General features: G+C 72.0%; 9 protein-coding genes. 2 read left to right on the top strand and 7 right to left on the bottom strand.

Going from position 1 to position 14,025, the window contains the following annotated elements; all coding sequences use genetic code 11:
* Positions 1-30: 30 nt before the first annotated feature.
* From BM144_RS08115 to BM144_RS08090, 6 genes are all read right to left on the bottom strand, one after another.
* Positions 31-2,607 (bottom strand): penicillin acylase family protein, encoded by a 2,577-nt coding sequence (locus BM144_RS08115; RefSeq protein ID WP_092950940.1) that lies wholly within the window; start codon positions 2,605-2,607, stop codon positions 31-33.
* Positions 2,608-2,674: 67 nt separating this feature from the next.
* On the bottom strand, positions 2,675-3,622 hold the full coding sequence (locus BM144_RS08110; protein WP_092950938.1) for an adenylate/guanylate cyclase domain-containing protein: 948 nt from the start codon (positions 3,620-3,622) through the stop codon (positions 2,675-2,677).
* Between the two features lie 248 nt (positions 3,623-3,870).
* A complete protein-coding gene (locus tag BM144_RS08105) occupies positions 3,871-4,869 on the bottom strand; it encodes an LD-carboxypeptidase (protein WP_092950936.1) in 999 nt (332 codons plus the stop codon).
* 90 nt (positions 4,870-4,959) lie between these two features.
* Complete coding sequence (tadA, locus tag BM144_RS08100) at positions 4,960-6,345, bottom strand: tRNA adenosine(34) deaminase TadA (protein WP_245783591.1); 1,386 nt, start codon at positions 6,343-6,345, stop codon at positions 4,960-4,962.
* A gap of 135 nt (positions 6,346-6,480) precedes the next feature.
* The gene (locus BM144_RS08095; protein ID WP_092950932.1) at positions 6,481-6,726 is read right to left on the bottom strand and encodes a hypothetical protein; all 246 of its coding nucleotides are present in this window, start codon (positions 6,724-6,726) and stop codon (positions 6,481-6,483) included.
* Between the two features lie 146 nt (positions 6,727-6,872).
* Positions 6,873-8,030 (bottom strand): branched-chain amino acid ABC transporter substrate-binding protein, encoded by a 1,158-nt coding sequence (locus tag BM144_RS08090; protein WP_092950930.1) that lies wholly within the window; start codon positions 8,028-8,030, stop codon positions 6,873-6,875.
* A 271-nt stretch (positions 8,031-8,301) separates the two neighbouring features.
* Between BM144_RS08090 and BM144_RS08085 the strand changes: the two genes are divergently transcribed.
* Complete coding sequence (locus BM144_RS08085; RefSeq protein ID WP_092950928.1) at positions 8,302-10,311, top strand: peptidase U32 family protein; 2,010 nt, start codon at positions 8,302-8,304, stop codon at positions 10,309-10,311.
* A gap of 39 nt (positions 10,312-10,350) precedes the next feature.
* Here the strand turns inward: BM144_RS08085 and BM144_RS22695 are convergent, their stop codons facing one another.
* Positions 10,351-12,339: a S9 family peptidase gene (locus BM144_RS22695; protein ID WP_175525977.1), complete on the bottom strand. Its 1,989-nt coding sequence runs from the start codon at positions 12,337-12,339 to the stop codon at positions 10,351-10,353.
* Positions 12,340-12,706: 367 nt separating this feature from the next.
* Between BM144_RS22695 and BM144_RS08070 the strand changes: the two genes are divergently transcribed.
* Complete coding sequence (locus tag BM144_RS08070) at positions 12,707-13,993, top strand: O-acetylhomoserine aminocarboxypropyltransferase/cysteine synthase family protein (RefSeq protein ID WP_092950926.1); 1,287 nt, start codon at positions 12,707-12,709, stop codon at positions 13,991-13,993.
* Positions 13,994-14,025 lie beyond the last annotated feature (32 nt).

The following is a 14,025-nucleotide window of genomic DNA, read 5'->3' as shown; positions in this document are numbered from 1 at the left end:
CCGCCCTGCCCCGGTGCCCTGCGCGGAGAGTCAGGGCACCAGGGTCAGGGCATGCGCCCAGCGCTCCGGCCGCAGCTGCAGCGGCCGGTAGCCGCCGCCCGCCCATTCGCCCCGCATGTCGCGGTAGCGCGGCGAGAACACCAGCCCGCTCTGCCCGGTCTGGTAGATGAACCGGGAGGCTTCCAGGTCGGCCAGGTCGTAGATGGCGCGCAGCGAGGCCGCGTGCCGGTTCACGAACGGCCCGGATGCAATGCCGGCGTCGTACTGCCCCACGTTGACCGTGTAGGCATCGCCCGGTGACGGCACCCGCACCTCGAAGAACCGCGCCAGCGCCGGCACGTTGCTGAACGGGCGGTGCGTGCTCACGGCCGCGTGGGCGCGCCCCCACTGCCAGCGTGCGGGCTCGGTGCCCTGCGCCGCCTGCAGGCGGTCGAGCGCGCGGCCCACGGCGTCCGCGGCTTGCCGCTCGCAGGTGACGGGCTGGCACCACCAGGCGTCACCACGCTCCAGGATGCCTTCCAGGCCGGCGCGGTAGTCGCGCCTGCCGTAGGTGGCGGCGAACCGCTCCGCACCGATGCGCGCACCCAGCGTGCCGCGCGCCAGTTCGTCCACCCAGGCGGCAAAAACGAGCGGCGCCGCACGGTCCGCGCGCATCGCGCCATCGAAGCCGCGCAGCTGCGCGGCCGCGTCGGCCGCCAGCGGATGGGGGTGGCCCTGCAGCGCGCGCTGCAGGGTCGGCAGCAGCCGCAGCGTGGCCAGCGAGACCACGTCGCCCTGCAGGCGCTGCATGCCGGCCATGTCGTGCACGGCCGAGGCACCCAGTTGCTGCGCGATGCGGTCGTAGCGGTAGGGCAGCGCCCAGTCCTGCGTCATGAAATGCGGGTAGCCCTCGGGCGCCACGCGCTGGTTGGCCGTGGCGATCCAGCCGCGGCCCGCGCCGTCGCCCTGCGGCGTTTCGGCATAGGGCACCCAGCCCTGCCAGTCGTAGCGCGCATCCCAGCCGGGTGCGGGCGCCACGCCGCGCAGATCGTTGGCGGCATCGCGCACGGGCACGCGCCCCACGGCCTTGAAGGCGATGCGGCCCTGCACGTCGGCGGCCACCACGTTCTGCATGGGCGAGTGGTAGTCGGAGAGCGCCTCGAACAGCCCGCCCACCGACTGGGCATGGTTCAGCCGCAGGCCCGCCAGCACCGTCTGGTTGTCGGCATCGAGGGCGCTCCAGCGCAGCGCGATCACGTAGCGGTCCAGGTCGATGAGCCGGCCGTGCGAGGCCTGCGCATCGCTCAGCACCGGCCCGTGGCGGGTCGCCCGCAGCGTGACGGAGACGTCCGGCTGGCCCTTGACGCGGATGCTTTCGGTGCGCACCACGAAATCGGCCCAGCCCTCGGGCGTGCGGTAGCGGCGCGGGTGGGCGGGGTCGATCTGCTCCAGGTAGAGGTCCTGCACGTCGGGGCTGGTGTTCGTGAAGCCCCAGGCCACGCCGGCCGTGCGGCCCAGCACCACGAACGGCAACCCGGGCAGCGTCGCGCCCGCCACCTCCATCGGCGGGATGCGCGTGCCGTCGGCCGCGGTGCCTTCCGGCGAATGCAGCGCGGCGTAGTACCAGATGGCCGGCGCCGAAAGGCCCAGGTGCGGATCGTTCGCCAGCAGCGGCTTTCCGCTGGCGGTGCGCTCCCCGGCCACCACCCAGTTGTTGCTGCCCTTGCCTTCGTTCGTGCCCGCATCGCGCACCAGCGCCTGCGACCATTCCAGCCACTGCCGCACGCCCTCCCCCAGCAGCGCCAGGGAACGCGGGGCCGGTACGGCGGCCGAGGCCTGCGCGGGCGTGGATGCGCCCCCGGCATGGCCCGGCGGCGGCGCAGCGCCCTCCCCGGCGCGGTAGACGCCCAGGCCACGGTAGAGCGCGGCCAGGTCCGTGGAGGTGGCCGGCGGCTCGCCCGGATAGGGCGGCAGCGCCTGCCAAAGCCGGTCGGTATCGAGCACCCGGGCCAGCGAGAGGCGCGTGAACTCCTGGCCCCAGTTGCCGCCCATGTCCAGCGCCATCATCAGGGCCCAGCCCACGCTGTCCTCGGGCAGCCAGGCGCCGTCCTCGCCCTCTCCCGGCGATACGCCCAGCAGCAGGAATTCGGGCGGCAGGGCCTGCGTGCGGCCCTGGTGGAAACGCTGGATGCCGCGGCTGTAGGCCTGCAGCGCCTCCTGCGCCATCGCGGGCAGGCCGGCGTACTGGCGCCGGGCGGCGCCCATGATGTCCAGCGCACGCATCAGCTTGTCGGTCTCCAGCGCGGCGGGGCCGAACACCTCGGACAGCCGCCCATGCATGAGCCGCCGGTTGAATTCGAGCTGCCACGAGCGCTCCTGGGCGTGCACATAGCCCAGGCCGAACCACAGGTCCTGCGGCGACGACGCCTGGATGTGCGTCACGTCGGCGGCGTCGCGCCGCACCTGCACGGGCGCGCGCAGACCGGGTGCGGCCGCGCGGCCGTCCAGCGCGGGGAAGCTTTTCTGCACATAGATGGCCGCGCCCGCGCCCGCCAGCAGCGGCAGCGCCACGGCCGCCACCGCCAGCCAGCGGCCCCATGGTCTGCCCGTCGTCCTGTGTGTGTGCATGGCCCCGTCCCTCCTGAGTGAGCGCCATTGTCGTGCAGAGGCGCCCTGCCGCCGCCGTGCGCGCGCCTCAATACGGCGGGAGGGTGTCCCAGCTCTCGGGCACGTCGGTGTCGGTCACGCCGAAGCCCAGCGTGGGGGTGTCCGGCCGGCCGAACGGCACGCCCAGGGCGATCTGCCCGCTGCCGTGCAGCAGGCAGGCCGAGCGGCGCAGCGCCACCACGGTTTCGCTGCCGTCGAACCGCACCCAGCTGCCGAAACTGCTCAGGTCCGTGAACACGATGGTGCCGCCGCGCCATTCGATGCGCGCGTGCAGGCGCGACACGCGGGCATCGGCCAGGCGCACGCCGGCCTGGGTGGCACGGCCGATGTGCAGCGGGCTGTCGGCCGCTCCGAAGGTTCGGAAGGTGCCGGCCCAGGCCAGCTCGATCCAGGTGCTGGCCGGCTGGAACGGCACCGGGCCGCTGGGCAGGCCCGCGCGCTGCGTGAGCAGGCCGTGCTCGTCGCCCTGCCGCCACTCCACCTGGTAGACCAGCAGCGGCTCGGCGCGGCCGCGCAGCTCCAGCTGGCCCATGCGGACATAGGCCGCGCCGTCGATGCCGCCCGCGAACTCCACCGTGGCGGCGTCCGCCAGGATCTCGCGCGCGCCGGCACGCTCGCACAGGCGCGAGGCGATGTTCACCGCGTCGCCGTAGGTGTCGCCGTCCACCTCCACGAGTTCGCCATGGGCCATGCCCACGCGCAGGTCCATGGCCAGGCCGGCATGCCCCGGGCGTTCATGGTGGCGGCGCGCCATGTCGGTGGCCGCGGCCACCGCGGCACCCGGCTCGCCGAACACCGCCAGCACGCCGTCGCCCAGCGTTTTCACCACCCGCCCGCCGTGGACGCCGAGCACCGCCCCCATCCATTCGACGAGCCGGGTCACCGCGGCGGCCGCCCGGGCATTGCCCTGGACTTCGTAGAGGGCCGTGGTGCCGACGATGTCGGAAAAGACCACCGTGTGCCGTGCGGTCTTCATGGCGCAGCGCCTTCGCGGATGCGCGCGGGCAGCCAGGGGTGGAGGGTGGGAAGTGGGGGCACGGGTCGGGAAGCGGTACGGAGAAGAAGAAGGTGGCGTGGATTATGGAATGCGGCAATGCGCCGGGCGGGCCGGCGCGGCGGCGCACCGCGACACCGGGACGCGGCGCGTCCGGCGCACGGCGGCCCGGGCCGCGCCGGATGGGCGCAGGCACCTCCCTGCCCGCCGGCTCGGTCGGGGCGGCCGGGTCAGTGCGTATGCGCCGCGGCGCCCACGTGGCCCCAGTAGATCAACGCATCGCGCCCTTCGACCGACAGCGACACCGGCGCGCCGACCGGCAGCAGCACCTTGGTGGGCACGTGGCCGAACGGCAGGTTGGTGAGCACGGGCGCCTTGATGCGCGTGCGCAGCCAGTCCACCACGGTCTGCAGCTTGAAGCCCTTGTCGTGCGGCGCGAGCTGGTAGCCCGTGAACTGGCCGAACACCACGGCCTTCTGCTGCGCGAGGATGCCGGCGTGCAGCAACTGCGTGAGCATGCGTTCAACGCGGTAGGGGTGCTCGCTCACGTCCTCCAGGAACAGGATGCCGCCCTTGACCTGCGGCAGGTAGGGGGTGCCGACCAGCGAGCACAGCATCGCGAGGTTGCCGCCCCAGAGCGTGGCGTTGCGCAGGTACAAGTCGCGCACCGCGGGCGTGCCGTCGGCGGCCGGCTTCTCGTTGTGCATGCGCCAGCCGGAACCTTCGCCGTGGCCCGTGAGCAGGTCGTCGAAACAGGCCAGCATGATGTCGTCGGGCTCGCCTTCGCAGCCGAGGTCGCCCACCAGCGAGGGGCCGGCCCAGGTCATGGCGCCCGTTTTGGCGAGCAGCGCGCACTGGAAGGCCGTGAAATCGCTCACGCCCACGAACTGCGTGCCGCGCTCCACCGCCTTCGCGACCGCCTTGTAGCGGATGCCGTCCAGGATGCGCGTGAGGCCGTAGCCGCCGCGCGCGATGAGGGCCACGTCGGCACCGCTCGCGGCGGCCCGGTGGATCGCGGCGAGGCGCGTGGCATCGTCGCCCGCGAATCGGGTGTGGACCGCCAGGGCGTCCGCATCGACCTCGACCTCGTGGCCCAGCGCCTTCAGGCGCGCGACGCCGCGCTTGAACGCAGCCTTGTCGCGCACGGCACCGGCCGGCGAGTAGATGTAGATGTGGCGCGGGCCATGGTCGTGGCCGCAGTGCGAATGGTCGTGATCGTGTTCGGACAAGGCTTCAGTCGGGCCGGCAGGCCCGCTCCGGCAAGGGCGGGGAAAGACAGGGGCGATAAGGGGGCGAAGCGCGGCGTCTGCGTGCGCCGGTCAAGGACGGAAGTATTCCACAGCACGCCGTGCCAGTTCGGCCCCGTGGGACTCCGGCAGGCGGTGCCCCGCGCCGGGCCAGACCCAGGCGCCGGCCGCGCCGGCCGGCCAGGGCGCCGCCGAGCGTGCGTCCGCCAGCGCGGCAGCCCCCCAGGCGGCATCGCGCGCGCCCACGGCCACGGCGCTCGGCCCGTTCCATGCGGCCCAGAAACGCCGGACCGATGGCAGGGTGCCGTCGGCCCCGGGATCGGCGGCGGCATCGGCGGGCAGCCAGTGCAGGCCCGCGCGCAGCGCGGCGCGGTAGCCGGCATCGGGAAACGGCGCCTCGTACGCGGCGGCAGCGTCCGCGCAGGTGCCGGCCTCGGCCCCGGGCCGCAGTGCCGACGCGGGGCGTGCGGCCAGGGCCTTGCGCCAGGCCGCCAAGCCCGGCGGCAGCGGCGCCCCCCCGCCTGGAGGGGCCCAGGCATTGATCGCCAGCAGGCCCGCCCAGCGCTCCGGCCCCGCCTCGGCGTCCAAGGCCGGCGCGGCCAGGCCGGGCAGCCCGCCCTCCCCGTGCACGACCAGCACGGTGCGGCGCAGATCGAGCCGGCCTGCCAGCTCGGACAGCACCCGGGCATGCCATGCCAGGGTGTGCACGGCCTCCTTCTTGGGCTTGTCGCTGCGGCCGAAACCGACGAGGTCGGGCGCGACCACCCGGTCTCCGGCCGCCAGGAAGACGGGCAGCATGTGCCGGTACAGGTAGCTCCAGGTGCCGCCGCCGTGCACGCACAGCCACGTGCGCGGCGCATCGCGCGGGCCTTCGTCCAGGTAATGCAGCCGCAGCCCGGCGAGGGCGGGCAGGTCGCTCAGGTAGCGCGGAGCCCACGGAAAGTCCGCCAGCCCGGCGAAGCGCGCATCGGGCGTGCGCAGCGCATCGTCGCGCAGCGGGTGGGCGGCGCGCGCCTCGGCACGCTGCGCGCTGCGCCGGGAGCGGAAGAAGCCACTCAGCAGCGCCCCGCATTCCTCGGCCAGCACGCCGCCTTCGGTGCGCGTGCGGTGGTTCAGCGCGGGCTGCGCGAACAGGTCCACCACCGAACCGGCCGCGCCGGTCTTGGCGTCGAGCGCACCGTAGACGACGCGGTCCAGGCGCGCATGCAGCATGGCGCCGCTGCACATCGCGCAGGGCTCCAGCGTGACGTAGAGCGTGCAGCCGTCCAGCCGGTAGTTGCCCAGGCGCTCGGCCGCCGCCCGCAGCGCCACGATCTCCGCATGGGCCGTGGGATCGTGCGCGCCGATGGGCGCATTGCAGCCCCGGGCGATGACCTCGCCGTCCTTCACCACCACGGCGCCCACGGGCACCTCGCCGCGCGCGGCGGCCCGGGCGGCCTCTTCCAGCGCCAGCCGCATCCAGGCGGCATCCTCGGCCCGCGCGCCGTCCGGTCCGCTGGCGGGCAGGTGGGTCGCCGCGTCAATTGCTATTTTTTTCATAGCAAACAAATCAATGGAATCGGCGGCATGGAGGCTTTTTCATCTGAACCCAGGTTACTTGGGGTCGTCTTCCGGCATCGGCCGAGGCTGCTGCATGAGCGATTCCACCTGCTGGCGCACCTGTTCCTGCACCTGCAGGCTCTGCTGGCGCACCGTGGGTGCGGAGGCACCCGATGCGGGCGCCTGCGCGCCGGGCACCGCGGGCACGGCCACGCGCGTGGCGCCCAGTTGCTGCTTCACGAGTACGGCCACCACGGCCAGGGCCACGAGCAGGCCTACCAGTCCAAACGCCATGCGCATAGGTCGTCCTTCTTCGATCGTCACGGGGGTGCGGGCGTCGCCGCCCAAAGCAAACGTGCCGCGCCCGGAGCTTCCGGGGGCGGCACGCTACTCTAGCGAACCCGGGGCGCCGCGGCCATGCCGCGGCAGCCGCGGGTGCCGGGCAATCAGTTCAGCGCCACGCGGGCATTCGCAGGGTAGTGGTAGAGCGTCACGGCCGGCGCGGTCAGCTCGCCCTTGGCCGTGAAGGCCACGTTCGCGGTCACGCCCTTGTACTGGGTCTTGGCGATGAAGGGCGTGTAGACCTTGGGGTCCACCGAGTCGGCCCGCTTCATCGCATCGACCAGCACCATCGCCGCGTCGTAGGCATAGGGACTGTAGATCTGGAACTGGCCGGGGAACCTGGCGTCGTAGCGCTTCTTCCATTCGGCGCCGCCCTGCATCTTGGCCACGGACGCACCACCGGTGGCGCACGTCACGTTCTTGAGCACGGCGCCCTTGCTCGCCAGTTCGGGCAGCTTTTCGGTGCACAGCGCGTCGCCGCCGAAATACTTCATCTCGCCCAGGCCGAGCTGCTCCATCTGGCGCAGCATCGGACCGGCCTGCGCGTCCAGCCCGCCGTAGAAGATCGCATCGGGCTTCTTGGGCTTGATCGACGTGAGGATCGCCATGAAATCGGTGGCCCTGTCGTTGGTGAATTCCTCGGCCACCACCTTCAGGCCCTTCTGCAGCGCCGTGGCCTTGAAGACCTGCGCCAGGCCCTGGCCGTAGGCCGTGCGGTCGTCGATGATGGCCACCGACTTGAGCTTCAGGTGGTCGGCCGCGTAGATGGCCAGCGCCGCGCCTAAAGCGCTGTCGTTGGCGATCAGGCGGTAGGTGGTCTTGTAGCCGGGCTTGGTCAGGTCGGGGTTGGTGGCCGCGGCCGTGATGTTCGGCAGGCCGCACTTGTCGTACAGCGACGAGGCGGGGATCGACGTGCCCGACTGCAGGTGGCCCACGACGCCGGCCACCTTCAGGTCGCAGAACTTCTGCGCGATGGCCGTGGCCTGGCGCGGGTCGCCGGCGTCGTCTTCCGCGGCGATTTCGAAGCGGATCTTCTTGCCGCCGATCACGAGGTTCTGGGCATTGAGGTCGTCCAACGCCAGGCGCACGCCGTTTTCGGTGTCCTTGCCGATGTGGGCAATGCCGCCCGAGAGGGGGCCGGCGTGGCCGATCTTGACGGTCTGCACGTCCTGCGCGCTGGCGGGGGCGGCGGCGAAAGCGGCCAGCGCGGCGGTGAAGGCGGCGCATTGCAAAGAGGGGCGGAAGCGGAAAGCGGATGGCACTGGGTCGGTCTCCTGGCGGTCTCTGGATCAGCGGGGGAAATGCCCGCGCTGTGCGGGCACCGGGCCGAATCGTACCGGCAGTTCGCACCGTCTCCGGGCGAAGCGGCGCCAGCACGGTGCATGAATGCGATGAAACGCTCCATCCTGGGGCATTGCGGGGCCGCTGTGGGGCCACTGTGGGGGCATCTCGGACGCGCGCGGCGGCCACGGCCCGTCCCGTGGAGAGCCGGGCAGGTGCCGCCTGCGGCCCCTGCGGGGATAATCCCGCCCCATGTCTCTCCTGCCCCACCAGCTCGAACTGCTCTCCCCCGCGCGCGACGCCGACATCGGCATCGAAGCCATCAACCATGGCGCGGATGCCGTCTACATCGGGGGCCCGGCGTTCGGCGCACGGGCCGGCGCGGGCAACGAGATGCGCGATCTGGAGCGGCTCATCCGCCATGCGCACCGCTTCCATGGCCGGATCTTCGTCACGCTCAACACCATCCTGCGCGACGACGAGCTGGAAGGCGCGCGCCGCATGGCCTGGCAGGTGTACGAGGCCGGGGCCGACGCGCTCATCATCCAGGACATGGGCCTGCTGGAGATCGACCTGCCGCCCATCCAGCTCCACGCGAGCACCCAGACCGACATCCGCACGCCCGAGAAGGCCCGCTTCCTGCAGGACGCCGGCCTCTCGCAGATCGTGCTGGCGCGCGAACTCACCGTGCAGGAGATCGCCGCCGTGCGCGCGGCCACCGACGCCGAGCGCTGCACCATCGAATTCTTCATCCACGGCGCGCTGTGCGTGGCCTACAGCGGGCAGTGCTACATCAGCCATGCGCACACGGGCCGCAGCGCCAACCGCGGCGAATGCAGCCAGGCCTGCCGCCTGCCCTACCAGGTGACCGACGATGCGGGCCGCTTCATCGCGCACGACAAGCACGTGCTCTCGATGAAGGACAACAACCAGTCGGACAACCTGCGCGCGCTCATCGACGCGGGCGTGCGCAGCTTCAAGATCGAGGGCCGCTACAAGGACATGGCGTACGTGAAGAACGTCACGGCCCATTACCGCCGGCTGCTCGACGAGATCATCGAGGAACGCGAGACCTCCGGCGCGCCGCTCGCGCGGTCATCGAGCGGGCACACCACCTTCACATTCACGCCCGATCCGCTGCAGAACTTCAACCGCGAGTTCACCGACTATTTCGTGAACGGCCGCAAGGAAGACATCGGCGCCTTCGATACGCCCAAGAACCCCGGCCAGCCGATCGGCTGGATCACGCAGGTCGGCCCGAACTGGGTCGAGCTGGAGACGCACGCGCCCGATGCCGTGCTGCACAACGGCGACGGGCTCTGCTACTACGACCTGCAGAAGGAACTCGTGGGCGTGGCCATCAACCGCGCCGAGCCCGCGCCCGGCAAGGCCCGCCACCAGTGGCGCGTGTTCCCGAAAGACCCGATGGAAGGCTTCAAGGACCTGCGCCGCGGCACCGAGATCAACCGCAACCGCGACATGGACTGGGTGCGCACGCTGGAGAAGAAATCGAGCGAGCGGCGCATCGGTCTCTGGGCGCACTTCACGGACACCGACACCGGTTTCGCGCTCACGCTGACCGACGAGGACGGCTTCGTCGGCACCGCCGCCGTGGACCATCCCCACGAGGCGGCCACCGATGCCGCGAAGGCGCAGGCCGGCCTGCGCGAGCAGCTCGGCCGCTTCGGGGCCACGCTGTTCCAGGCGCACGACATCGCGGTCGCCCTGCGCGGGCCCTGGTTCGTGCCGGCCTCGGTGCTCAACCCGCTGCGCCGCGATGCCGTGGCCGAGCTGGAGGCCGCACGCGCCGCGGGCCTGCAGCGCCTGCCCCGCGCCCGGCCGGTGGAGCCGCCCGTGGCCTTCCCCGAAGACACCCTCACCTACCTGGCCAACGTGTTCAACCAGAAGGCGCACGACTTCTACATGAAGCACGGCGTGAAGGTGATCGATGCCGCCTACGAAAGCCAGGAAGAGGAAGGCGAGGTGAGCCTGATGATCACCAAGCACTGCGTGCGCTTTTCCATGAGCCTGTGCCCCAAACAGGCCAAGGGCGTCATCGGCGTCAAGGGCACCATCAAGGCCGAACCGCTGCACCTCATCAATGGCAAGGAAAAGCTCACGCTGCGCTTCGACTGCAAGCCGTGCGAGATGCACGTGGTCGGCAAGGTGAAGAAATCGGTGCAGAACCAGCACGCGCGCGAGGCGCAGGCGGTGCCGATGCAGTTCTACCGCACGCGGCCGGTGCCCGGCGCGCCGCACTGAAGCGGCGAGGCCGGGCACCGGCCGCCCTGCGGCACCGGGTCAGCCTTCCGGCGGGGGCGGCAGCGGCTCGTCCACCCAACGCTCCACCCACTCCACGATGCGCTGCACGGCGTCGCGGCGCACCGATGGCGCGCCCGACGCCGTGAACGTGTGCCCTTCGCCCGGGTAGATCACCAGCTCGCACGGCGGGTTGGCGCCGCGCTTGAGCGCGCAGAACAGCGCCTCACTTTGCCCGACGGGGCAGCGCTGGTCTTCTTCCCCCTGCAGGATGAGCGTGGGCGTGCGCGACCGGGCCGCACCCGGCAGCGTAGAGGCACGCAGATAGGCCTGCGGCGCGCTCCAGGGCGTGCCGCCGAAATCGAACGGGTCGGCGTAGTAGCCGCTGTCGGACATGCCGTAGTGGCTGCGCGCGTCGGCCACCGGCGCCATCACCACCGCCGTGCGGAAGCAGTCCGTGTGGCCGAGGGCCCACGCGCTCAGGAAGCCTCCGTAAGATTTTCCGCAGACGGCAATTCTTTCATCGGCCAGCCCTTCGCCGCGCAGCGCCTCCACGGCCGCCAGCACTTCCGGCAGGTCGCGCTCGCCCCAGTGCCCGCGCAGGCGCTCGGCGAACGCAGGGCCGTAGCCCGACGATCCCGACGGGTTGAGGGCCAGCACCGACCAGCCGCGCGACCAAAGCACCGACCAGTACGCGGTGGCCGGGTAGTCGAACAGCGCGCAGGCGGCCGGGCCGCCGTGCAGATCGACGAGCAGCGGCGTGGCCCCGCGCGCGCCCGGGGGGCGCAGCAGCCAGCCGTCGATGCCGTGCGTTCCGCCCTCGCCATCGGGCACCGTGAAGCGCCGCCGCTCCAGCGTGGCGCAGGCATGCGGTTCCCACCACGCGGCGTTGAATGCGGTCACCTTCCGTTCGGCCCCGCCCCCGTGCGTGCACGCGTGGATTTCCATCGGCTCGACCGGTGTATAGGCCAGGAAGGCGAGCCGCTCCCGCGTGTGGGCCAGGGATTTCATCTGCCGGTCGCCCTGCACGAGCGTGCGCACCTCGCCGCCCGCCAGCGCGATCGACACCACGGCGTGCGCGCCCCGCCGCTGGACCACCGCCAGCACGCGCCCCGGATCGCCCTCCGCGAAGCGCACGCTGGCGGTTTCGGTGCCGATCTCGATCGCATCGTCGCCCAGGGGATCGACGCGCGCCGTCTCGGCGTCGCACCGCCAGAGGCGCACCTGCGCATCGCCATCGCGCGAGGAGCCCGAAAGCACCAGCGTGCGTCCGTCCGGCGACCAGACGGGCGAGAGCACCTGCGCCAGATCGTGCGTGAGCTGGCGGGCAGGGCCGCCCGCGGCCGGCAGCGTCCACAGATCGGTGCGGTGGCCGTCGGTGTCGCTGTCCCGGGTGCGCACGAACGCCAGTTGCTTCCCGTCGGGCGACCAGGCGGCGGCCCGCACGTTGAACGCACCCTCGGTGAGGCGCAGGCAGCGGCCGCCCTCCACGTGCAGCACGAAGAGGTGCGTCTCCTGCCCCAGCACGTAGCCGAGGCCGTCCGATTTGTACGGCAGCCGCCAGACGACGCGCGGCCCGCCCGTGCGCGGCGGCGGCGCATCGGCCCGCGGCCGGCGCCCGCGCAGGTCGGGATCGACCGCCACCGTGCACAGCACCGCGAGGCGGGTGCCGTCGGGCGACCAGTCCGCCGAGAGGACTTCGCCGTCCAGCGCCCCCACCTGCCGGGCCTCCCCGCCATGGCGCGGGATCACGAAGGCCTGGCTGCGGCCGGCGCGTGCCGAGACGAAGGCGATGCGCATTCCATCGGGCGACCAGCGCGGGCTGCTGTCAGTGGTGGTGCCGCCCGTCAGCGGCCAGGGCGGTCCGCTGCCGTCCAGCGGCACGCACCAGAGCGCGCTGTCCATGCGGTCGGCGGCGGCGTTGTGGCTCCGCACCGTGCAGACCAGCAGCTCCTCGGCGGGAGAGCCCTGCAGCTCGGCGATGGTCTGGTGGCGCAGGGTGTCTTCGGGGGTCCAGGGCGTTCCGCTCATGCGCGGGCCTCCCGGACCGGCGCAGCGCCGTGCGGAAGAAGGATGAGGACTGCGGGGCCGGCGGGCCCCTGCTGGCGAAGCATCGGAGTGCGAGGAAGGAAGGTCATGCGGAGGATCGGAGCAACAAAAAAACGGCGATGGGCCACCGGCGCCATGCGCCTCCCAAAAAGGCAAACGGCGTTCCCGGCGCTGCGGCGAAAGTGCCGGGCGGACCCCGGGGCCGGCCGCGCACTGGGCCGTGCGCGCATAAGCACATAGCCATCGGTTCGTTCCGCGCGCTGCCGTGCGCCGACACAATGGCCCGCACCTGCCCGGCAGCCGCGCCCTGCGGCACGCCGGAGAAACTTCTTCCGGAGACACCCCGCCCATGAAGATCGAAACCCTTGCCGTCCACGCGGGCCAGACGCCCGACCCCACCACGCGCGCCGTGGCGGTGCCCATCTACCAGACGGTGGCCTATGCCTTCGACAGCGCCCAGCACGGCGCGGACCTGTTCGACCTGAAGGTGCCGGGCAACATCTACACGCGCATCATGAATCCGACCAACGACGTGCTCGAGAAGCGCGTCGCGGCGCTCGAAGGCGGCATTGCCGCGCTGGCCCTGGCCTCGGGCATGGCGGCCATCACCTATGCGATCCAGACCATCGCGGAAGCCGGCGACAACATCGTCTCGGCCGGCACGCTCTATGGCGGCACCTACAACCTCTTCGCGCACACGCTGCCGCGCCAGGGCATCACCACGCGCTTCGCAGACCCGCGCGACCCCGCCAGCTTCGCGCAGCACATCGACGGGCGCACCCGGGCCGTGTTCGTCGAATCCATCGGCAACCCGCTGGGCAACGTGACCGACATCGCCGCGCTGGCGAAGGTGGCGCACGACCACGGCGTGCCGCTGATCGTGGACAACACCGTGCCCAGCCCCTACCTGCTGCGCCCCATCGAGCACGGCGCCGACATCGTCGTGCACTCGCTCACCAAGTACCTGGGCGGCCATGGCAACAGCGTGGGCGGCGCGATCGTGGACAGCGGCAAGTTCCCGTGGGCACAGCACAAGGAGCGTTTCGCCCGCCTGAACGAGCCCGACCCCAGCTACCACGGCGTGGTCTACACCGAGGCGCTGGGCGAGGCGGCCTTCATCGGCCGCGCGCGCGTCGTGCCGTTGCGCAACACGGGCGCCACGCTCTCGCCGCACAACGCCTTCCTGATCCTGCAGGGCATCGAGACGCTGGCCCTGCGCATGGACCGCATCTGCGAGAACGCGCTCGCCATCGCCCACTACCTGCAGCAGCATCCCAAGGTGGCGGACGTGCGCTATGCCGCCCTGCCCGACCACCCGGACCACGCGCTCGTGCAGCGGCAACTGGGCGGACGGGCCTCGGGCATCCTTTCGTTCACGCTGCGCTCCGGCGCGGGCGAGGATCCGCGCGCGGCGGGCGCGCGCTTCCTCGATGCGCTGCAGCTCTTCACGCGGCTGGTGAACATCGGCGATGCACGTTCGCTGGCCACGCACCCGGCATCGACCACGCACCGGCAGCTCGGCCCGCAGGAGCTGGAACAGGCGGGGGTGAGCGAGGGCATGGTGCGCCTGTCGGTGGGCATCGAGCACATCGACGACCTCACGGCCGATCTCTCCCGGGCACTGGAAGCGGTGTGACGGCCGCGCGCCGGCATGAAAAGCCCGCATTG

The organism is Paracidovorax konjaci (assembly GCF_900112675.1).
Taxonomy (GTDB): Bacteria; Pseudomonadota; Gammaproteobacteria; order Burkholderiales; family Burkholderiaceae_C; genus Paracidovorax; species Paracidovorax konjaci.
The sequence above is the reverse complement of the archived record's forward strand: the minus strand, read 5'-3'. Positions and strand labels throughout refer to the sequence as shown.